This is a genomic window from Streptomyces roseifaciens (genome assembly GCF_001445655.1).
GTDB lineage: Bacteria > Actinomycetota > Actinomycetes > Streptomycetales > Streptomycetaceae > Streptomyces > Streptomyces aureoversilis.
The window spans coordinates 877,810-897,675 of sequence record NZ_LNBE01000002.1; the positions used below are offsets into that span (position 1 = coordinate 877,810).

The 19,866-nt window shown below is 69.2% G+C and carries 17 protein-coding genes and 2 pseudogenes; 10 read left to right on the top strand and 9 right to left on the bottom strand.

Annotated features, from left to right (window positions below; all coding sequences use genetic code 11):
* Window positions 1-9: 9 nt before the first annotated feature.
* Window positions 10-357 carry a hypothetical protein gene (locus tag AS857_RS05320; protein WP_107105497.1) on the bottom strand — a complete coding sequence of 116 codons (348 nt, stop codon included), beginning with the start codon at window positions 355-357 and terminating at the stop codon, window positions 10-12.
* 158 nt (window positions 358-515) lie between these two features.
* Between AS857_RS05320 and AS857_RS05325 the strand changes: the two genes are divergently transcribed.
* The 6 genes from AS857_RS05325 to AS857_RS05335 all read left to right on the top strand — a co-directional run bounded on the left by AS857_RS05325 (window position 516) and on the right by AS857_RS05335 (window position 4,538).
* Window positions 516-881 (top strand): transposase, encoded by a 366-nt coding sequence (locus AS857_RS05325; RefSeq protein ID WP_058041922.1) that lies wholly within the window; start codon window positions 516-518, stop codon window positions 879-881.
* A gap of 2 nt (window positions 882-883) precedes the next feature.
* On the top strand, window positions 884-1,339 hold the full coding sequence (locus tag AS857_RS42265; protein WP_420823915.1) for a transposase: 456 nt from the start codon (window positions 884-886) through the stop codon (window positions 1,337-1,339).
* 132 nt (window positions 1,340-1,471) lie between these two features.
* On the top strand, window positions 1,472-1,708 hold the full coding sequence (locus AS857_RS38550) for a cytochrome P450 (protein WP_275477350.1): 237 nt from the start codon (window positions 1,472-1,474) through the stop codon (window positions 1,706-1,708).
* Window positions 1,608-1,829 (top strand): cytochrome P450, encoded by a 222-nt coding sequence (locus AS857_RS41830; protein WP_275477346.1) that lies wholly within the window; start codon window positions 1,608-1,610, stop codon window positions 1,827-1,829. Before AS857_RS38550 ends, AS857_RS41830 begins: the two co-directional genes overlap by 101 nt.
* 921 nt (window positions 1,830-2,750) lie before the next feature.
* On the top strand, window positions 2,751-3,782 hold the full coding sequence (locus AS857_RS05330) for a glycosyltransferase family protein (RefSeq protein ID WP_058041923.1): 1,032 nt from the start codon (window positions 2,751-2,753) through the stop codon (window positions 3,780-3,782).
* Window positions 3,783-4,538 carry an SDR family oxidoreductase gene (locus AS857_RS05335; protein WP_058041924.1) on the top strand — a complete coding sequence of 252 codons (756 nt, stop codon included), beginning with the start codon at window positions 3,783-3,785 and terminating at the stop codon, window positions 4,536-4,538.
* 101 nt (window positions 4,539-4,639) lie between these two features.
* Here AS857_RS05335 and AS857_RS05340 read toward each other — a convergent pair whose 3' ends face one another.
* The 4 genes and pseudogenes from AS857_RS05340 to AS857_RS05355 form a co-directional block, all read right to left on the bottom strand.
* Window positions 4,640-5,650: a TauD/TfdA family dioxygenase gene (locus tag AS857_RS05340; RefSeq protein WP_058041925.1), complete on the bottom strand. Its 1,011-nt coding sequence runs from the start codon at window positions 5,648-5,650 to the stop codon at window positions 4,640-4,642.
* 40 nt (window positions 5,651-5,690) lie between these two features.
* Window positions 5,691-6,677: a hypothetical protein gene (locus AS857_RS05345; RefSeq protein ID WP_245699589.1), complete on the bottom strand. Its 987-nt coding sequence runs from the start codon at window positions 6,675-6,677 to the stop codon at window positions 5,691-5,693.
* Window positions 6,678-6,708: 31 nt separating this feature from the next.
* Window positions 6,709-7,503, bottom strand: a pseudogene (locus AS857_RS42270) (hypothetical protein); the annotation flags it as partial.
* A 333-nt stretch (window positions 7,504-7,836) separates the two neighbouring features.
* Window positions 7,837-8,964, bottom strand: coding sequence for a serine hydrolase domain-containing protein (locus tag AS857_RS05355; protein WP_245699590.1), 1,128 nt, complete (start codon window positions 8,962-8,964; stop codon window positions 7,837-7,839).
* Between the two features lie 1,118 nt (window positions 8,965-10,082).
* Here AS857_RS05355 and AS857_RS05360 point away from each other — a divergent pair.
* From AS857_RS05360 to AS857_RS41030, 3 genes and pseudogenes are all read left to right on the top strand, one after another.
* Window positions 10,083-10,535: an STAS domain-containing protein gene (locus AS857_RS05360; protein WP_063804160.1), complete on the top strand. Its 453-nt coding sequence runs from the start codon at window positions 10,083-10,085 to the stop codon at window positions 10,533-10,535.
* Window positions 10,532-11,284 (top strand): hypothetical protein, encoded by a 753-nt coding sequence (locus AS857_RS41025; RefSeq protein ID WP_063804161.1) that lies wholly within the window; start codon window positions 10,532-10,534, stop codon window positions 11,282-11,284. Before AS857_RS05360 ends, AS857_RS41025 begins: the two co-directional genes overlap by 4 nt.
* Window positions 11,285-11,634: 350 nt before the next feature.
* Window positions 11,635-11,843: pseudogene (locus AS857_RS41030) on the top strand (IS630 family transposase); the annotation flags it as partial.
* A gap of 32 nt (window positions 11,844-11,875) precedes the next feature.
* Here the strand turns inward: AS857_RS41030 and AS857_RS05370 are convergent.
* The 4 genes from AS857_RS05370 to AS857_RS05385 all read right to left on the bottom strand — a co-directional run bounded on the left by AS857_RS05370 (window position 11,876) and on the right by AS857_RS05385 (window position 18,071).
* A complete protein-coding gene (locus AS857_RS05370; protein ID WP_058041929.1) occupies window positions 11,876-13,228 on the bottom strand; it encodes a cytochrome P450 in 1,353 nt (450 codons plus the stop codon).
* Window positions 13,155-14,294, bottom strand: a complete 1,140-nt coding sequence (locus tag AS857_RS05375) for a terpene synthase family protein (RefSeq protein ID WP_144440727.1) — start codon at window positions 14,292-14,294, stop codon at window positions 13,155-13,157. Before AS857_RS05375 ends, AS857_RS05370 begins: the two co-directional genes overlap by 74 nt.
* A complete protein-coding gene (locus tag AS857_RS37195; RefSeq protein ID WP_160330179.1) occupies window positions 14,291-16,432 on the bottom strand; it encodes an alpha/beta hydrolase fold domain-containing protein in 2,142 nt (713 codons plus the stop codon). Before AS857_RS37195 ends, AS857_RS05375 begins: the two co-directional genes overlap by 4 nt.
* 259 nt (window positions 16,433-16,691) lie before the next feature.
* Entirely contained in the window at window positions 16,692-18,071 is a 1,380-nt protein-coding gene (locus AS857_RS05385; protein ID WP_079110083.1) for a cytochrome P450, read from the bottom strand.
* A 1,108-nt stretch (window positions 18,072-19,179) separates the two neighbouring features.
* Here AS857_RS05385 and AS857_RS05395 point away from each other — a divergent pair.
* Window positions 19,180-19,650, top strand: coding sequence for an RICIN domain-containing protein (locus AS857_RS05395; protein WP_058041932.1), 471 nt, complete (start codon window positions 19,180-19,182; stop codon window positions 19,648-19,650).
* Window positions 19,651-19,866: the final 216 nt, after the last annotated feature.

Here is a 19,866-nt window from a genome sequence, read left to right on the forward strand (position 1 = left end):
GATGCGCCGCTACTCCTGCCGCCGGTATCCGGTGTTCGCGCTGCCGCCGTCCGCCCGTGCGTCACCGGTCTCCCCGATGGAGACTGCACCGGCGGACGAGGAGCCGATGGCGCCCGTGTTGGCGTCCCCGCCGCCGGTGGCCGTAGCACGCCCGGTCCTGGACACCTGTACGGACGTGCTCCCGGACGGGGCCAGCAGCGCGCAGACGCCTACCCCCAGGGCGGCCACGCCGACCACTGCGGAGACCACCCCGGCCACCTGGTTCGCCCGGTCCCAGCTCAGCAGCGACAGCGCACCGGCGAAGACCGCGAGGACCAGCACCGTGGTGACCAGAACGGCGCGCCAGCCACCCCGCACAGGCAACCCCTCCCCCCCTCACGCCCCCGTCGAGCGGCGGAACCGCACCGAGCCCGGTACGGGCCCCGCCGCATACCGAGCCCCACCATACGGCCAGGCCCGTGTCGCCGTGGGGGAAAGAGCGCCCCGGAACCGCCAACACCGACTGGGAGTGAGAGTTGCTGGCTCCGTTGATACCGCAGGCTGTCACCGGGCGGCCCAGGGTGGCAGGCCGTCAGGTCATCAACGGGATGGTCTACAAGATCCGTACTGGCATCTCGTGGCGTGACCTGCCGGAACGCTACGGGCCCTGGCGGACGGTCTACACCCGCTTCCGCCGCTACGCGATCGCCGGAGTGTTCACTCAGGCCCTGCGACAGATACAGTCCCGGGCGGACGCCGCCGGTGACATCGACCGGGTGGTCCAGATCGACTCCACCATCGTCTGGGCCCATCATCACGCTGCCGCGACCGGCCGAAAAGGAGGAGGCACCGGCAGGACGAACCGGACGATCACCCCCTCGGTCGGTCCCGGGGAGGGCTGACAATCAAGGTCCACCTCGCCTGCGACGGCAGGGGCCGCCCCCTCGCTCTTCCGGTCACGGGCCGGCGCCACGACAGCATCTGCGCACAAGTTCTGCTGGATGGAATCCGTGTTCGTCACACTGGCCCAGGCCTGCCACGCCACCGCCCCGACCATGTGGTCGCGGACAAGGTATACAGCTCTCGCGGCTTCCGCAGCTACTGCGGTGACGCGGCATCGCGCACGCGATTTGGAGCGTGTGGGGAGGGGGTGGCCATGGTCATCACTTCCGGGTGGGTGAGGGGCGCGTCATTGCGTCGCCACACCGTAGGAAGATGCAGGTCGGGGGCCTATGTGGCGGGGGACCACACTTCGGGGGCGGGGTGTGAGGGCAGCACCCATGAGGGGTCCCTGCGGGCCCGGCGTATCACTCAACTCGATTTAGAAATCCGGCGCGGAGTAATGTCGCGATTAGGGTGATCTGGCACTCGGGTGCCGACTCCCGTGCTGACTTGGTGCTGACTACGCAGCGTTGAACTAGGGCATTCGGTGCGCATCATCCCGCTGCTGAGCGGGCGAAGGTGTTCTTCCGTGGATGCGATTGCCCGAGGCGTGGAGTGCGGGCCCGGGATCGATACCACCGCCAGCCTGCTGACATCGGCCCTGTACCTGCTGGCCCGGCATCCTGGTATCGAGCGCCGTTTGCACGCCGACGTCGACACGGTGCTGGCCGGTTGCCCACCTGCCTATGAGGACTTGCTTCCGGCTGGAGTTGACCGGTCGGATCCTTACCGAGACGCTCCGACTCTATCCCCCAGGCTGGATGTTCACCCGGACCGTCACGACTGACACCAGTCTCGCCGACTATCCGATCCCGGTCGGCGTCAGCCAAGTTTCTTGGGGCTATGGCTGCAATGAAGGTTCATCGTCTGCTGCTGGTACGCCGCTTGCACCTCCGTTGACCAGGTAGAACGTCTATACGCGGCCGGGGAGGCGGCGGGCCGGTCCGCACTGGTGCGGATCTCGGTTCCGCCCAGGGGCACCGTCGCTTTGCAGCCGCCGTGGGCGCTGAGCGTCTGGCGTCGGGCGGGAGGTGGGCCGAACCGCACAACGTGCGCCCGCACCTGACGAGCACTCGCTCGCCGCGCGCAGCCGAGGCCCGACACAGAGATGCGGCCGTGGGGACAGCGCGAGATAGGCGGGCTGGGCCCGGCTGATGCTGTGTTCGACCTGCCGAATCGGCCTTCCGACCTCGTCGCGTGCCCGGACATTCGTACGGCCGCCGAGGTAGCCGCTGGTCAGACCGATCACCTGGCTGATGTCGAGGAATGCGGTGAACTCGTCGAACGGACGACTTCGTCCAGGTAGCGCCACCGCATCCCGTCGGCGCGGTGCGCATCGCGGCGGCGTCATCCGGGCGGATCCGAAGGGCGGTCGCCAACTCTGTCGCTCCCTCCGCCGTCCGGTCGACGATCGTCAGCACCCTTCGCAGCGCCACTCCGGCCAGGGGGATGTTGGGCATGATGCGCCCTACCCGCCACCACCACCTCCCATACCAGCCGTGCTCGCCGAGTCCGGCCCCTGGGCTGATCCGCGAACTGCTGAGGTGGACGGTGTACCCGTCGGCTCTCCGGCCTGGCGGCAGCGGCGCATGGATCGCGGCAACGCCGTCGAGAAAACTCGGCATGCGCGCCGGCGCCGGTGGGATCCGGTCACTTCCCGGATCCGGGGCGCTACCTGCCGCCTCACCTGTGAACATTCATCACGGACACGTCAAGCGCACTGCCATCCACGGCGGAGGATTCATGACCCGTACGGTGCCGTCACCCCCGGCCCTTCCCGCATCCAGGGATCTCTGCCGCGTAGAGGGATCGCAGGGAACGGCGGTGCGATGACCGGGCTCCGCGTGCTCCAGATACCCGAGACCTGTGGCTGGAACGACTACGTCGCACTCCAGGAGAGCCATCTCGCAGCACGAGGGGCTGTGGTGTTGCGCCCGGGTCTGTGCCGCGACGAACCGGGGTTCGTCCCCGGAGACCTCGCCCACCTGGTAGGGGCGGTGCCGGACATCGTGCACATGCACTGGCCTGAAATGCTCGCCAGGTTGCTCGGTGACGCCGAGGCGATCGCCCTCCTGCGTGAGCTCACCGCCAGGGGTACGCGTCTGGTGCAGACGGTGCACGACCTCGCCCCTCACGAAGAGGGGACACACGGCAATGCGACGTTCATCGACGAGGTCGACTCGCTCGCGCACGGTGCCCACTTCTTCACCAAGGAGCACGAGTTGACCGCCCGCCTGATCCGCAGTCGCCTGCCCGGTCCGGCGCTGCACCTGCCCCACCCCCGATACCCCCAACTCGTCCCCGGCCGAGGGGGATCCCCGTACGGCGCGACGATCGGCTGCTTCGGCCGGCTGCGCCCCTACAAGCGGACCGCTGCCTTCGCGCAGGCGTTCGTCCGGCACGCCAGAGGGGAGCAGCGGCTGCTGATCGCCGGTTTCCCGGACGATCCGGCCACCCACCACACCCTGACGGAGATCGCGGCCGCCCACGACCGTGTCCGCTACCTTCCGGGTTTCCACCCCGGTTCCGAGTTCGTGCGGCTGCTGGAGCAGGTGGACTGGGTTGCGCTGCCCTACCAGCGGGTGTGGTCCAGCGGCGTGCTGGTGGCCGCGGCGCAGCAAGGCCGCCGGATCTTGTCACCACCGCCGGTGGGAGCTGACGCCTACGGGCCGACGCTCGAGGACTGGCAGATCGTGGAGCCGTGGGACGACGATGTGGCCGTGCTGCGCTGGCAGGAAGCCCTGATGGTCCCACCGGAAGGACAACGGTTGGCGAGCGGGCCGGGGGCGCTGACCTTGCCGCGGTGGGACGAGGCAGCGGACGCCCTGGGCGACTTCTACCACCGAATCCTGGCGGCCTAGGTGGTCCACCGCATCGTTGTAGGAGCAGCCGGCTTCATCGGCCGCCCGCTCGCCGCACACCTCGCCGCCCAGCCGGGACGCCTTCTCCTCGTCGACTCCGAACCGGCCGGGGCCCCCGCCGGCACGGTGAGGGGATGGCACGCTGTCGACTGCCGCTCCGAGCCTTTCGAGCAGCTGGTCGACGAGTTCGTCGACGGAGCTGAACGCGTGGAGCTCTTCCACGCTGCCGGGCGGGTACCCGACCTCGCCCGGATCGCCACCAACGACATAGACGACTTCCGTACGGCGATCGAGGACAACCTGGTGACCACTTACGCGGTCCTGCGTACGGTTGCCGAGGCCGCGGCAGCCCATCGCGTACCGGGCGCCATGCTTGTCCTCGGCTCGGTCGGCGGCACCCGGGCACACCGTTACAAGGCCGGCTACGACGCGGCCAAAGCTGCCGCCGAGAGCCTCACCCGCAGCTTCGCCCTGGAGTACGGCCCGCGCCGCATCTCGACGCGGGCCGTCGCGATCGGCCCCATCGCCGATTCCTCGACCACTTCTGCCGACGGGGTACACCTCGACGCCCTTGTCCGGGACGTACCTCTACAGCGTTACGCGACCCTTGCCGAGGTGGTCCACGCCGTCGCGGTGCTGGCGACACCGGTCTTCGACTTCGCCAACGGCGCGACCTACCTCTTCGACGGGGGTCTCGCCCAGCAACTGCGCTCCCAGGCTGTCGAACGACCCCCTGAGGACTGGGGAGTCCGCTGAGTCACAGGAGGATGCCGGCGCCCTCACCTGGCGGTCCTGTTCGCGTGGCGGCCGAGGGGTCGTTCTCCTCGGCAACACGGTGACGGTGAAGATGTTGCTGGTCAGCGGGCGAGTACGTGGCCGTCGTGGGGACGGTGGTCGCGGGAGCGGCGCAGGTCGGTGGTGACGTACGTGCGTTGCAGCCAGCGGTCTGCACCGTCGTATCGAGGGTGGAAGGCGGTGCGGCCGTGGACGGTGACGCGGTTGTCGATGACGACCAGGTCGCCGGGTGTCAGGCGCAGAGTGCGGGCGGTCGCCTCGCAGGCGCGGCCGAATTCGGTCAGCGCCGCCGCGGCCCGAGGGGTGAGCGGGGTGGTGACGAGTTGGGCCATGCGTATGTCGGGATCCTCGGCTGCTCCCGACAGCACCGGTCGGGGCTCGACACCAGGCTCACCTGCGGCAGCGCCGGAGCCGAAGGAGGGTGGTGGTGTGGTGATGAACTCCGGTGCGAACAGGGCCTGGCGGCCGGCCGGGGTGAGGAGCGGCAGTGCTCGGCGGATGCCGGCGATGCGCATGCCGGCGATCCGGTCGTGGTCGGCGCGCAGGCACAGGAAGATCACATAGTCGGGTGGGTGGGGGTGGAAGCCGTTCTCGGTGTGGAAGGACAGTGGCACCGATCCGGCGTTGCCGTGGAAGGTCTCCTGCCCGGGGACGGGCACGACGTCCTGCACGAGGGCGCCGGATTTCTCAGCCAGGTAGGCGAGCGGCTCGCCGAGCCCGCAGGCCACCATGGTGAGCACCGCCGCCGGGACCGTGGCCTGGCGCTGGACCGAGCCGGGTACGGCCGGTGTCTCGGGCAGGGCCGCCTGGTCGACGGGCAGGCCGCGGATCACCAAGGTGCCGTGAGGGCCGGAATGCCTTCGGAACCGGCGCACCTCACGGCGCAGCAGTAGCGGAAGGTCTTCCCAGGCGTCCCGGGCCCGGGCCACCCACTCGGGGTCGTCAACCTGGTCGTGCCCGCGGGTGCACAGGGTGCGGGCCAGCCGCTCGCACGTGCCGGCATCGGCCGGATCGAGTTCCCGGTCTGCGGCGAGGACGGTGCTTTGGGTGGTGTCGGTCGTCGTCTCGGGCATAGGGGCCTCCTGCCGGGGCGTGGGCGGCGGACGCGCGCACTCACGAGTGGCGCAGGCCGGCCACGGCGTCGGCGATGTAGTGGTCCCCGAATCGGATCAGCGAGGCGTACTGGGCTGCGCGACGATGGCGCATGAGCCGTAGTTCGGCGACCGCGTTGTCGGGGCCTTCGGGTTTCTGAGCGATGGAACGACGCAGATGCACCATCGAGTACGCGAGGGTGACGTGCCGTTCACCGTCCACGATGTCGGCTTCCAGGAGAGCACCCCGCGCTTCGGCCAGCTCCGGGGCGCGGGCTGCCAACTGCTCGTAGGAGTCGGGAACCACCGCCAGCAGGTCCTTCATCGCCGCCCGGAACAGCTTGTATCCGCGATGCTGGCGCCCGCTCAACGGGATATCCACCGACGGAGGCGCCATGGTGTGGCGTATCGCCGCCATGTAGTAGTCGGCCGGGATCGTACTGGCGTGGGCCATCGCCGCCGGGAATCCACGCACATACGCCGTCGCATCGGCCAGCCGCAGCAGCGCGGCATCGCCGTCGCCGAGCCGCAGAGAGCGGGTGGCGTCGGCCACGGCGACCGCAGCGCAAATGTTGAACAGGACATGGACCTGGTGACCGATGAGCCACCGAGCACTCCACACACTCTCCGACGACGATCCCGCCCCGGCCTCGGGGGCGGCCACCGGCGGGACAGAATCATGGTCTGCGCCCGGCGCCGCGCCGGTGAGATCGAGCACCGACTGCCGCATCCCGGTCACCTCCAGCGCCAGGTCGGAACCCGACAGCGGAGCATCACACAGATCCTCCAGACCGCGGTGGATGACCAGGACACCGTGCAGGGCAGCCTGCTGATCCGACAGCTCCCGCTCACGGACCCGGAAGAACGACTGACTGGTCGACTCCGCCGGCAGTCCCTCACCGACCAAGGCCGGAGCCAGATCCGACAGCGCGGCCGCCAACTCACCGGCGACCTTGGCAGCCTGCCGCAGCGCGAGGGTGCGCTCGACCGGTCTGGCATGGGTCGGCACCCCAGCCAGCACGCGCGCGGCCCGCTTCGCCTCAGCATCGACCCGTGGGCCCAACACCGGTACGGGCCGCCCGCCTCGGGGCTCTCGGAAGACAGCGACAGCAGGATGACCGGCAACCGGTGATAAGCCCATGGTTGAAGTATTTCGCCACGAACACGCCACACGAAACCTGATCTGCAAGATCATTCCTGTATGGTCCACCGGAGTTCGCGGGGGAGGCAGTGGCGGCGAGTCCGGTACGACCCGCAGGCTCCGTCCGACTCAGGCCGTCAGCGCCGCCGCCACCGTGCCTCTGGCACCCGCTCCGCAGATGGGGCATCGCCCGTTCGGTGCTCCTCAACGGGACGCGGTGGAAGCCGACGCATCCGGACGACCCGCCGAACCCCGTGACAACGGCCAGTGGATACATGGCCGCCCTCCCCCAACCCCGGCTACGCCCCCGGCATGCGGCCATCCGTGCGCTGGGCCGCCGACCGCCGACCGCCGACCGCCGACCGCCGACCGCCGACCGTCGATCCCGGCAGCCGGCTCGGCTGCAGACCCGCGCCGCCGAGCGGGTGGACGCCGTGGGGATGCCGTGCTTGGCCAGGGCATCCAGCTGGGACTGGAGCTCTTGGCTCAGGTGCGAGCATCTCGCGTACCCGATGCGGATGTCCGCGCTCGGGGTGTCCGGGTCGGCCGGGGGCGGGGTGCCGGGCCGCCACGACTGCCCCGGGCCCCGGTCGGCCGGGGTCGGCACCCGCAGGAGCTTGGCGAGCCGGGGCGCCTTGGCGAACCGGCCGGTGTGGTAGGTGCCGGCGACGGCGCCGCCGCGCGAGCGGCACGGCGAGCCGGGCTCGGCGCCGCAACGGGGGCAGGAATGGCGCTCGACTTTCGTCCGCGTCCGTTGGGGAAGGCTCTTGAGAGCCCGTCATGGGCTCGGATCTTGTCACAAACATTTCTCAGAAGGGGGCGGCTCGCCTCTTTACGTGAGAACGGGTTCTGAGAACCAATCCAAGATCAACAGGGTCCCGGCGGCCGATTTTTGATCTTACTCCGGCAAAGGGTCGTTTATGAGAGCTTACCTTCTCTGGCGTCACCAGAGGGCGGCCTCTCGGTTTCCGGCCCGAGCCTGACGGACAGCTGCTTTTCCCCTGGGGTCAGAGACAGTCCGGGGCCATCACCGGCTGTTTGGTGGCGGGCAGAACTCCGCGTTGACGATGTCGCCGACCAGCGTTTCGTGGCCGAAGAAGAGCCCGTTGTTGAAGTTCAGGCTCAGCCGGCGCTTCGCGTCACGGGTGCCCACAGTCCACGCCTCGGTACCGGCCCAGACGCCGTTGTGCCCCCACACCTCCACTCCACACGCAGTACGCCAGGTAGCGAGCCCCAGGCCGTAGTTGGAGCCGGGAACCTTGGTCGTCATCTCCTTCATCTGAGCCGGAGGCAGGAGCCTGCCGCTTAGCAGAGCGGCCAGGAAGCGGTCGAGGTCACCGGTAGTGGTGATGAGGTCACCCGTGCCCCGGATGAAGGAGGGGTTGTACTCGGTGACGTCGTGGAGGACGCCCGGTTCTTCGAGAAACTCGGTATAGCCCCGGCCGTGGGGGCTCGGCAGCGTCTTGTCCGTACCGGGCAGGACCGTGCCTGTCAGGCCGAGGGGTTCGATGATGCGCTGCCGCAGCTCGCTCTCGAAGGAGTGGCCGGTGACCTTCTCGATGATCAAGGCGGCCAGGACGTAGTCCGTATTGCAGTAGTTGTAGGGCCCGCCGGGCTGGTGGGTGGGGCGATGGGAGACGGCGAGGGCCACCAACTGCTCGGGCTTGAAGGTGTCAGACCGGTGGTCCAGCCACTGCTTGGTACCCCATTTCGCGGCGGGGTGGTCCTTGGTGTAGTCGAACAGGCCGCTGGTGTGGTTCAGCAGCTGCTTGATGGTGATCTTGCTGCCGTCGTTGCCGTTGCCGCGCACCATGCCCGGCAGCCACTTCTCCACCGTGTCGTCGAGACGGAGCCGGCCCTTCGCCTCCAGCTGGAGGACGACCGTGGCCACGAACGTCTTGGTGATACTGCCCGCGCGGAAGTGATCACCGGCCTGCGGCGGCCGCCCGGTGGTGCGATCGGCGACCCCGGCCGCCCCGTCCCACCAGCTCTTCCCGTCATAGGCACCGACCAGGACGCCGGGGACGCCTACCCGCACCGCGGCGTCCATCGCCGCCTGCGTACGGTCGTGCCCACCGCCCGGATCCGCGACCGCCGCCCCGGGCATGGAGACCAGCGTCAGCCCGGACACCATGACAACCGCAAGAGCGGACACCACCCGATTCCACCCACACCACAGCACCATTGCCCCGCCCCTTATCCGCCGACCAACCGGCACAAGCCACCCACGACGCGCTTCATGCTTCTCGGCCGGCCATACCAGTGGTACGGCGCCTCCTCGGCACGACGACGGCGCACGCGAGCACACCAGGCGCACACAACCGCACCACAGGCCGGTGCGCTTGCACCCCCAAACCCGATGACATCCCCGAGGAGGACCGCAGCGACAACTGGGCGAACAACCACCGAAGCCCGCGGACGGACCACCTTCACTCTCCAAACCGTCTGGCGCCCATACCGCCGGGGCGAGATCCTCGCTGACCGTGGAGGCCGTCGTCTGGTGCCAGCGTTCGACGGTTTGTCTCGGGTGGCGTTACGCTGGCTTTGTGGTCAGCTGGCAATCCCTGAACTGAGGGAGGCGGCCGAGGTGGTGGAGATCCTGGGGACCACTCGGGGACCACACGTCACGCACGTAACTGGATAACCGGAACGTTACCGGACGAACTGTCACGGTAATTTGCCCTGGTTGTCGGGGATATGGTGGCCTCGCACTTGGCTGGGGGTCAAGGGGGCGCAGGTTCAAATCCTGTCGTCCCGACTAGGGAGTCTTCCCGTAGTCGCAGATGAGGGCAGAGTGCGTGAGCAATGCGTGAGCGGTGCGTGCATGAATGCCCTGGGGCAGGCCCGGATGAGCCTGCATCAGCTGGACGCCCGTACCCCTGCTGACCTGAGCCGGAGTCCCTGGGCTGGATCAGGGCACGTCGTCCTGGACCGTCTCCTCGGCCGTTGAGGACCGGCTGACGGTGGGAAACTTGTCGGCTTGCGGCCGTTTCCTGGGGCGGGAGCGGGGTCTATGCTGCTGAGTGGACGCCCCAGACCCCGGCGGCACGCTGTTGCTCGGCACACGGTGCCCGTGGGGAGCGGACTGCTCGTCCCTTCGCTCAGGGCACCCCTGCAGGGAACCAGCTGGGCCCTCGGCCCTGGAACAGGGGCTGCTGGATCAGCGGTTCGCTTGCTTGCCCGAAAGCCATGACCCGGGAGCAGAGCAGGAAGTGCCGAAGCCCGGCACCCTCACCTGGCACTGCCCCGGCCGGTCTCCTGAACCGAGGCGCCATGCCCGCCCTTCCGACGCTGAACGTCTACCGGCACGACAAGAAGAACCGGGCGCTGATCACCCTGGCCGGCGAGATCGACCAGGTCTCGGCGCCCTTGGTGAGCAAGACGCTGGAACGGTGCCTGTGCGAGGGCATCCGCACCATCGATGTCGATCTCACCACTGTCACCTTCTGCGACTGCAGCGGCCTCAACGCCTTCCTCCGTGCCTCGCACCGCACCATCGCGGCCGGAGGGTCCCTGCGTCTGCACTACCCGCCTCCCACGCTGGTCCGGATCCTCACCCTCACCGGCACCGGCCCCCTGCTCCTCGGCATCCCGGCCGCCCCTGCGGAGCCTCTCCTGCAGGAACGCCCCGGTAGAGGCCTTCCGCCACCACAGCCTTCCCCCGACTACGAGGCCATCGGCCGACGGGGAGTTCTGATGCCGGTTGTCGTGGGTGGTGTGCTGTGACGGCCCGCTCCGGGCCGGGGCAGGCCCAGAGGCTGGAGGATTACGCGCCGTCGGCGGGAGGCGGGGTGTACTTGCGTGGGCTGAGCCGCTGGCAGGCCGAGGGCCAGCGTGAGGACCTGGCGGATCTGTACGTGGAGTCCGCCGATACGCAGCCCGGTGAGGAGTACCGCAGCCGCGTGAGCTTCCTGCGGCGCCTTGCCGATGACGTCCGTCGGCCCGGGTTCGACATGATGATCGCGGAAGCCACGCAGGCAGGGCATGCGCCGGCCTTGGTGGGGTGCGTCTTCGGGTTTCCCGTGCGGCGTGACGGTTCCTGGTGGCAGGGGTTCTCCGGGGCGCTCCCGCAGCACGTCGAGCAGCTCACCGCATCCGGGCAGGTCTTCGCGATCACCGAGATCGTGGTCCATCCGCATGAGCGCGACCGCGGTCTCGCCGGCCATCTTCAGGAGCGGCTGCTCACCAGCCATCAGGCATCGCTCGGTGCCACCTTGGTGGAGCAGGCCGACCGTGTGGCCTGTGCTGCCTTCCGGTCCTGGGGGTGGCAGGACATCGGAGAGTTCCGCCGGCAGCCCGGTCCCGGTCCAACCGTGCTGCGGGTACTGGTCCTTCCCCTGGGAGAACGGAGCGCGGCGAAGCCGGAGGGCCTGGCGCACCGCGCGGACGCGGGATCGCCCCGTGGAGCGGACGCCGTGGTCCCCGGGGTGAGGAATCGGAGGCGGCCGGTGCCTGGTGCACGGCAAGGCCGGTGAGATGGGCCATAGGCTGGACCGTTGCCGACCAGCAGTCCCTCTGCCAAGGACCCTTCGGTCGGGCGGGGCAGTGTAGGGGGCGGTCCGAGCCGTGATGTTCAGCGGATACTCGAATACCGCGTCGCCCAGGTCGACAGTGGCATATCTCAGCCGCAGGGCCGCGGTCGAGTCCCCTTTCGTTCGTCGGCAATCGACGTGGGCTGCTGCCCCGGAACACCTCACCTCGTCGACCGAACGTCCACCGTCTCACCGACGGCAGTGAGGCGGAGCGGCGCAGGATCCAGCCGAAGCTTCTCTCGATGGTCCCCGCCCCCGCCTCGGACGGCCTTGAACCCTTGGGTTCCCCGGGCCACTTCGGCCCGCCGAGACAGTTCATCATCGCCGACTCCCACCACCCTAACCACACCAGGCAGACCTGGGGCTGCACGCCTACCTTCGCTGGCGCAACGCCAACGCCCGCTACCGCGGCGTCCTGACCGCCGAATTCAAGGAACGTGCTCGTATCCGAAGCGATAAGGGCCTCCGCCAGGGCGGCCGCCCCCTCGCCACGGCGGCCTGAACGCAACCCGGTGAACCTACACGGCCAGAGCGCTAGCGGAGTTTGCGGCTCCTGACCTTCAGGGTCAGTCCGCCAGGGCTGAGGACACTGAGCGCCGACGGGCGCACGTTCCTGCCGGGTACGGGCTCAAGGCGCCAGCTGCGGGCGATGGTGGCCAGAGCCAGGGTGGCCTCGGCGATTCCGAAGGTGTCGCCGATGCACTTGCGGGCGCCGGCGCCGAAGGGGATGAACGCTTCCTTACGCGGTTTGGTGGGGGAGTCGTCGCCCCAGCGGTCGGGATCGAAGAGTTCGGGGTCGGGGTAGAGGCCGGGGCGGTGGTGGATGAGGTATGGGCTGTAGACGAGGACGGTGCCCTGTTTGACGTGGTGTCCGCCCAGCTCGGTGTCGGTGGTAGTGGTGCGGGTGACCATCCACAGGGGCGGGTAGAGCCGGAGCGCTTCGGTGATGACCTGTTCGGTGAAGCGTAGCCGGGGCAGGTCGGCGAAACTCGCGCCCGTGCCGGCATCGGTGAGGACGGAGTCGACCTCGGCGTGCAGGCGCTCTTCCACCTTCGGGTGCTGGGTCAGCAGATGGAGCGCCCACGACAGAGCTACCGCGGGTGGTTCCGTGCCGCCGACGAAGAACGTCATGACCTGGTCGATGACTTCCTCGTCGGGCACGGCCCGGCCGCCCTCTGCGGAGCCGGAGGCGAGCAGCAAGGAGAGCAGGTCGCCGTTGTCGGTGCCGCGGGTGCGGTAGGTGTCGATGATGCGGCCGATGGTGCGGCGTACGCGATCGCGGGCCTGGTAGTACCTGCCGTTGCCGAGGACCGGGAGCCTGTCCAAGGGAGCGGGCATCCACATGCGGCGGTAGACGCCGGCGACGAGCAGGTCGAACTCGTGGATCAGGGCAGGCACGGAGACGTTCCTGGGCATGTCGGCGAACATCGTCGCGATGGCCGCTCGTGCAGTGATCGCTTTCAACTGGGGGAGGACGTCGAGGACCTGGCCCTCGTGCCAGCGATCGGTGATGGACGAGATCTGCTCGGCCATGGCCCGGGCGTAGGCGGGCATACGGTCGGCGTGGAAGGCCGGCTGGACGGCCCGGCGCTGCCGGCGGTGGACGCCGTGCGGGCAGGACACCAGCCCGTTGCCGAGCCATTCCCGTGCCCGGTCGTAGTGCGGGCCGCCCTTGTCGAAGGTGCGGTCTTCGACGAGCATCCGGTGGGTGAGGTCGGGGTCGCAGACCAGGAGGGCACTGAAGGGGCCGACCCGGAGCCGGGCCAAGCCCTCGTGACGTACGAGGCCGGTGCGGGTCAGAAAGCCCAGAGGGTCACGCAGACGCGGCGCGTGGCCCATGAGGGGCAGAGCTCCGGGGGCGTCGGGCACGGTGGGTGCGGGGGCCATGGCCATCCTCCTGAGTGGTGTCTGTTGTGTCGGTGCCGTCGTGGGGCGCGTGGGTGGAGGAATAGCGCTGGGAGTCGTGGGCGACCCAGTCGCAGTAGCCGCGCATCCACAGGCGCATTCCTTCGACGTAGCCCTGGAGTTCGGGGCTCGCTCGTTGTTCGATCCGAGCGGCTTCCGTGTCGAAGGCCCTGACCTCGTCGCGTACGCGCCGTTCGGTGATGTGGACGCCGTCCAGCAGGCTGTCGCTGTCCAGCGCGTGGAGGGCGGGCATGTTCCAGAAGTAACCGGGCTGGTAGGACTCGACGGCGAGGCTGTGGATGTCGTTGAGCCAGGAGACGATGTTGTTCATGCGGCGGCTCAGCGCGCGTACGTCCGGCCGGTAGTACTCGTCGGCGGTCATCGCCCCCGTGCTGCTGATGTCGATCAGTGCCTGGGTGACCTCCACGCCGCTGATGTAGCGGCGGACCGTCTCGTAGGTGGGCCGGCTGACGGGGCGGTCGTCGAGGTGCCCCAGTGTCTGGACGGCCACGCTGGAGACGTACAGGCGCAGGGCCTGTGCATAGCGCTCGTACTGTTCGCCGGGCATCTGCCGGCGGAAGCGCTTGCACAGGCCGGCCAGTGCTGCCTCGCCGAAGACGGGGCTGCTGGTGGCGGTCTCGGATTCGAGGACGCCAAGAACGGCGGAGATGGCGGTGATGACGTGCTGGGGATCGGGCCGGGTGCGGTCGAAGTGAGCGTCGTCGAAGATGAAGAACCAGGCGATGAAATCGGCGAGGGTCTGCAGGAGTTGCCGGTCGGCGTGCGGGTGGCACCGTGCCATGAGCCAGGCGTACCGGGCGCGGCGCGCCCTGTCCCCGTGCCGCTCGTTGCGTACGAGACCGTGCTTCCGCAGCCATGCCTGGGTTGCCGCCTCGGCATCGGCTGCGGCGGCGTGACACGACCCCTGCCAGGGAAGGATGTCGAGTCCTGTGATCTTGCGCAGTGCCTCGTGCTCGCGCTCGTACACGTGCCGAATGCGGATCGCCGCTGTCCTGCCAGCAGTGGCCGGGGCGGGCCGGCCGGTCATGCCGGTGCCGTCCCGCCATGGACGGTGAAGTCGTCCAGTACGGGGGTGCGCAGCATGTCCCGGTGCTTCTCAGGCATCCAGGGCCAGAGCTCGGGGAGGCCGTGGGCGTCGAGGTAGTAGCTGGTGCAGCCGCTGGTCCATGCGGTGCCGGGCATGGCGGCGCGCAGCGCATCGTTGTACCGGGCTGTCGCTTGAGGTGTCGGCGATGCGGCAGTGATGCCGGTGTGCCGGAGCGTTTCGATCCAGCGCAGTACGTAGCCTGCCTGTGCCTCGGCGATGGGTGGTACGGCCTGGCTCCCGACGGGGCTGTGGGGCCCGCACAGCATGAAGAAGTTCGGGAAGCCGGGTACCGCGACCGTCCGGTAGGCGTACGGTCCCCTGGCCCAGGCATCGTCGAGGGTCACGCCGTCGGTCCCGGTGATCGTGATCGGCCGTGTGTAGGCGTGCGTGTCGAACCCGGTCGCCAGAACAATGACGTCCGCTTCGTGCAGAGTGCCGTCCCGTGTGATCACGCCGCGTGGTTCCACGCGTTCGATGCCGGTGTCGGCCAGCTCCACGTCGTCGCGCCCAATGGCGCGGAAGAAGCCGGCGGAGAGCACCAGGCGTTTGCACATCGGCGCGTAGTCCGGAGTCAGGCGGCGGCGCAGGACAGGGTCCTTCACGCCGTGGCGGAGGTGGAGCCGGCACAGGGCTGCCACAGCTTGCCGCTGCCAGCCCGGACCGACGAGCGCGGAGGCGAAGAAGTCTTCCATGAGCGCCTGGTAAAAGCGGTAGGAGGCCGTGTGCAGTCCGGGCAGCCGACGGTAAGCCGCCTTCACCCACGACGGATAGGAGAAATTGACCGTTGGCATGATCCACTGGGGTGTGCGCTGGAAGAGGGTGAGGCGTCCGGCGACCCCGGCGAGTGCGGTGGTGATCTGAACCCCGCTCGACCCGTTGCCGATGACGGCCACTTTCTGGCCTGCCAGCGGGACGGAGTGGTCCCAGCGGGCGGAGTGGAACACGGCGCCGGCGAACGTGTCGAGACCGGGGATGCCCGGCAGGGACGGGTGGTGGAGAAACCCCGTCGCGCTGACGAGGACCTCGGCCTCGTCCCGCCGGCCATCCGTGGTCAGCAGCTGCCAGCACCGGCCGTCCCAGCGGGCCTGCTCGATCTCCGAGCCGAGGCGCAGGTACGGACGCAGGCCCAGGTCGTCCGTCACACGCTGCAGGTACTCCTGGATCTCGGCCTGGGATGCGTAGAGCGTCTTCCAGTCGGCGTTGGGTGCGAAGGAGAAGGAGTAGGCGCGGGCTTGGATGTCGCACGTCAGACCCGGGTACGTGTTGTCTCTCCAGGTGCCGCCGGGCTCGGTTGCCTTCTCGTGGACGGTGAAGGTGCCGATGCCCGCGCGCTTGAGCGTGGCCGCCATGGCCAGGCCCGACACGCCCGCCCCGACGATGGCCACCCGGGGAGGTGGCGCGATGTGGGCCAGGAGCTGCTGGCCGAACTGCCGCACGGCCCGGTCCGCCCGGGTCATCACGGGCGCGAGGACGTGGAAGCCGTGCCAGAGCCCCGGGTGCCGGGTGTGGTCGAGGGACGCGCCTTGTTCTCGGGCAAGCTCTTCCAGGCGGTCGGCATCCGCCGCCAGCGGGTCGTCGCCTGCCGAGTGCACGATGATCGGGGGCAGGTCGTGGAACCGGCCGTGCAAGGGCGAGGCAGTGGGTTCCGCGGCGTTCGCGGGAGCGTACGCGGCGGCCCACTGCCTCAGCTGGTCCAGAATGACCAGGGGATCCTTCGGGATCGGGTTGAGGCGTGATGCGGTCTTGAGCGTGAGGTCGAGCCACGGGCAGAACATCCCGATGACGGCGGGGAGCGGGGTCCCGTCGTCCCGGAACGCCATGGCTGCGGCGAGTGCCAAGGCGCCACCCGACGAGTCCCCTGCCACTGCGGTCCGGTGGGCTGCGAATCCTGCCGCCAGTAGGCCCCGGTACGCGGCGACCGTGTCCTCCAGGGCGGCGGGGTACGGGTGCTCCGGGGCCAGCCGGTAGTCCGGGACGAACGCGGGCATCCGCAGATGTGCGGCCAGCCGGGCCACCACGGCACGGTGGGTGCGGGGCGACCCGGTCACGTACCCGCCGCCGTGGAGGTAGAGCAGCACGCCCCGGCTCCCACCGTCACCGGCGGACGGCAGGCCAGGGGGCTGGATCCACTCGCCCGGTACTCCGCCGACGGATTTTCGCCGTATGAGACTTCCGCGCGGTGGTCGCAGCAGTCCGCAGGTCAGGTCGCTGACACGGCGCTGAATCGACACGGGTGTGGTGGGCGTGAGGACGCTGCCGAGGGCTCGGGAAGCCTGTCGCAGCAGTTCCGGGGGAAGCCCAAGGGCCATGGTATTTCTCCTGGTCGAGGTGCCGGCGTCATCGGATCCGGGAGGCGGGCCGGCGTGGATGGACGGTCATCGGCAGCTGGTTGGGGTGGACGTCGGCCCTGGTCACGGGGCGTACGCGGACACCGGGAACAGGGCGCAGCCGCCAGTTCCGGGAGATGGAAGCGATGGCCAGCGTCATCTCGGTGAGGGCGAAGTTTCTGCCGATGCATTGGTGCGCGCCGCCGCTGAAGGGGATGTACGCGCCCGGGGGAACGTTTTTGCTGCGTTCCGGGAGCCATCGGTCCGGGTCGAAGCGGCGGGGGGAGGGAAACCAGCGGGCGTCGAGGTGCAGGGCGTGCGGACTGTAGATGATCTCCGTGCCGGCGGGGATTTCGTGGTCGCCGAGCTTTGTCGCCCGTACGGCCCGCCGGGAGAGCAGCCACACCGAGTGCAGGCGCAGGTTCTCGGTGACGCACCGGCCGAGGAAGGGCAGCGCGGGGAGGTCGTCGGCCCGTGGCGGACGATCGCCGAGGGTATCGTCGAGTTCGGCGTGCAGACGTCGCTCGACTTCCGGATTCCGGGCCAGCTCGTGGAAGAACCACGCCAGTGCGGCGCCGGTGGTCTCGATCCCGGCGATCGCGAAGGTCACCACGTGATCACGGATCTGCCGGTCACTCAGACCACGGCCGTCCTCGTCCCGCGCGGCGAGAAGCATGGACAACAGGTCTCCGCGGTCCGCCCCCGCCTCCCTGTACGACGCGACGACATCGTCGATGGCGTGGCGCAGACGCGAGACGGCTTCGTCGAACCGGCGATTCGGCGGGACGGGGATGCTGCCGCACCAGTCGGGCAGCATGGCCCGCACCATCACGCCCTGGGAGAGCACCGGCAGCGCCGCTTGGATCCGTGCGGCGGCACGGACGCCGATGTCCGTGCTGAACAGTGTGCGGGTGACGATGTCCAGGGAGAGCTCGTTGAGGAACCGGTCGAGGGCGACGCGCTGGCCTGGCCTCCAGACACCGGCCAAGGATTCGGCGGCACCGGTCATGGCGTCGGCGTAACCGGCGATCCGCTCCGCGTGGAAGGCCGGCTGGAGCATGCGGCGTTGCCGGCGGTGGACCCGGCCGGAGGAGGTCACCAGCCCGTCGCCGAAGAACGGCTTCATCTTCTCGAACAGGCGGCCGCGCTCGAAGTCACGACCCCGGGTGACCAGGAGCTGCTGCGCCACATCGGGATGGGTGACGGCGTACACGGCCAGTGGACCGAAACGGACTTCGACCAGGTCGCCCGCGGAGGCGAGAGAGGTGACGAAGTCCAATGGGGAGCGCAACAGGGCCGGTATGTGCCCGAGCCCCGGCCAGGCGCCGGCTGCCGGCGCCACGGCCAGGGGCCCGCGGCGCGAGTTGCGCGTGCCGGTCCAGGGATTCATGAGGCCTCACAGATCGACGGCGGGCGACCGGCCCTGGCCGTGCAGGCACGGCCGGGCACCGGCGTCCGGTACGGCTCAGGAGCGGGTGTCGTGAAAGCGGGCGCGGGGCTGAGTGTGCAGCCGGGCGCAGGGGTGCAGATGACTCCTGCCGCTGTGGAACCTTGTACGTGTGCCCGTCGCGCCATGAACGACCGGTTCCTTCCTCAAGCGCTCCGGCAGGATTGATCAAGCGCCACCCTCCCCATTGCCGGCAGCGGAGATGCGATCCCATGGTCAATTGACCGGATCATGGCCACGGTCTCAGCCCACTGGTCGCCTCTGAACCGCCGGTGAGCTGGCCAATCGAGTGATCGTGGATCGACGGCGGGTTGGCCGGGCGCCTTGCCTTGACGGCGTCTGAGGCCGGCGGCTAGAAGGTGACCGGCGCCAGACCTCAGGCGCCCTTGTTTACCGGGCGAGAGGATCAAGCTCAACAGCCTTCGGTGCGGCGGTGATGTTCTTTCGGGGCGACCTGCGCCAGGGCGTGCCGCGGCCGACGTCTTTTGCTGGGGCGGTGTTACGCGGAGCAGTGGTGTGGTCGGCTGACCATCCCTGAGCTGAGCGAGGGCGCCGACGTGCTGCCGACCTGGGCACCTTGGAAAGCATCCACCACCCGCTGGGCCGAACCGGGCGATCGCGGTGGGAAGGGCAGCCGCGTCATCGAGCAAGGCCCGGGCGGCCAGAGGATGGGCCGGTGGCTGGTCCCTCTCGCGCCCTGCCCACCTCGAGGTCGTGTCCACCTGAGGATGGACACGTGATCAAGGAGCCTCACCGTCGCCACCTTCTTCGGTGGGCCGACCTTGCCGCGAAACCAGGGGCGGAACCGGGACTGGAGGAGGACGCCCATGGGGCTCGGCATCATCCCCGGACGCACGATCCGGGCTGCTGGCTTGGCCACGGACCAGGACCTGACTGCCCGGCGGCTCAGGCAGACTCGCTCGGCCGGGAGCCGGTGGTCAGAAGGCGGGACGCAGATGGCCGGAATCGCCCCCGGCTCTCTTGCCCGGTCGGTGGCTTGCGGCCAAGATCAGCTCGCCACACCGGCCATTTGACGAGGAGGAGCCGCCTGATGGTGGTCAAGCCCGTACCCACTCAGACCCCGCAGCTGATCGTGCATTCGGCCAGCGGCCTGCACATCACCCCGCAGGGCCGTGCCGACCAGGACCTGGAAGTGCGGCTGTGGAGGAGCGGCTGGGCCTCTGCCGGGGACAGGACCCGCCAGTGGATCTTCCTCCCGGTGTCGGGGCACGAGCACACCTACCGCATCAAGAACGCCCAGTTCGAGCGCTACCTGACCCTGGAGAAGCCCACAGCCGGCACGCCGGTCGTCTTCCTCAAGTCCAACAGCACGGACCAGTCGCTGTGGAAGCTGATCTATCCCGACTCCGCCCAGGCCGACTTCGTCATCGCCTCCGCGCTCGACACCGGTCTCGTCGTCTCCCCCAAGGAAGGCGCACACGAGCCTGAGGCAACCTTGGAGGTCGAAGAGCTCGGCCCGTACACCGATCAGTTCTGGCGCACTCGCGAGCCTCGTTCCTGAGGATTCGCCCCGACGCAGGATGCGTCCCGGCCGGGAGCCGGGGCCGCGTGTAGGAGCGCTGCCTCGGTACGGGATCGCCTTGGGGAGCATTGGTACGGGCGGTCGCCGGTGTGATCGATCTTGCCGGCTATCCGGTCTCCAGAGTCTGGAGCGCTTGAGTCTGGAAGCGCTGCCGGAGGTCGTCCCTCTCGAAGGCGAGCGGGCCGTCGGGGCGAG

What these genes read in the sequence shown, in the direction of transcription:
- AS857_RS41830 (WP_275477346.1), top strand. Translation starts at nt 1,608, where the DNA reads ATGAGGACTTGCTTCCGGCTGGAGTTGACCGGTCGGATCCTTACCGAG.
- AS857_RS05330 (WP_058041923.1), top strand. Translation starts at nt 2,751, where the DNA reads ATGACCGGGCTCCGCGTGCTCCAGATACCCGAGACCTGTGGCTGGAAC.
- AS857_RS05340 (WP_058041925.1), bottom strand. Translation starts at nt 5,650, where the DNA reads ATGCCCGAGACGACGACCGACACCACCCAAAGCACCGTCCTCGCCGCA.
- AS857_RS05360 (WP_063804160.1), top strand. Translation starts at nt 10,083, where the DNA reads ATGCCCGCCCTTCCGACGCTGAACGTCTACCGGCACGACAAGAAGAAC.
- AS857_RS05370 (WP_058041929.1), bottom strand. Translation starts at nt 13,228, where the DNA reads ATGGCCCCCGCACCCACCGTGCCCGACGCCCCCGGAGCTCTGCCCCTC.
- AS857_RS05375 (WP_144440727.1), bottom strand. Translation starts at nt 14,294, where the DNA reads ATGACCGGCCGGCCCGCCCCGGCCACTGCTGGCAGGACAGCGGCGATC.
- AS857_RS05385 (WP_079110083.1), bottom strand. Translation starts at nt 18,071, where the DNA reads ATGAATCCCTGGACCGGCACGCGCAACTCGCGCCGCGGGCCCCTGGCC.
- AS857_RS05395 (WP_058041932.1), top strand. Translation starts at nt 19,180, where the DNA reads ATGGTGGTCAAGCCCGTACCCACTCAGACCCCGCAGCTGATCGTGCAT.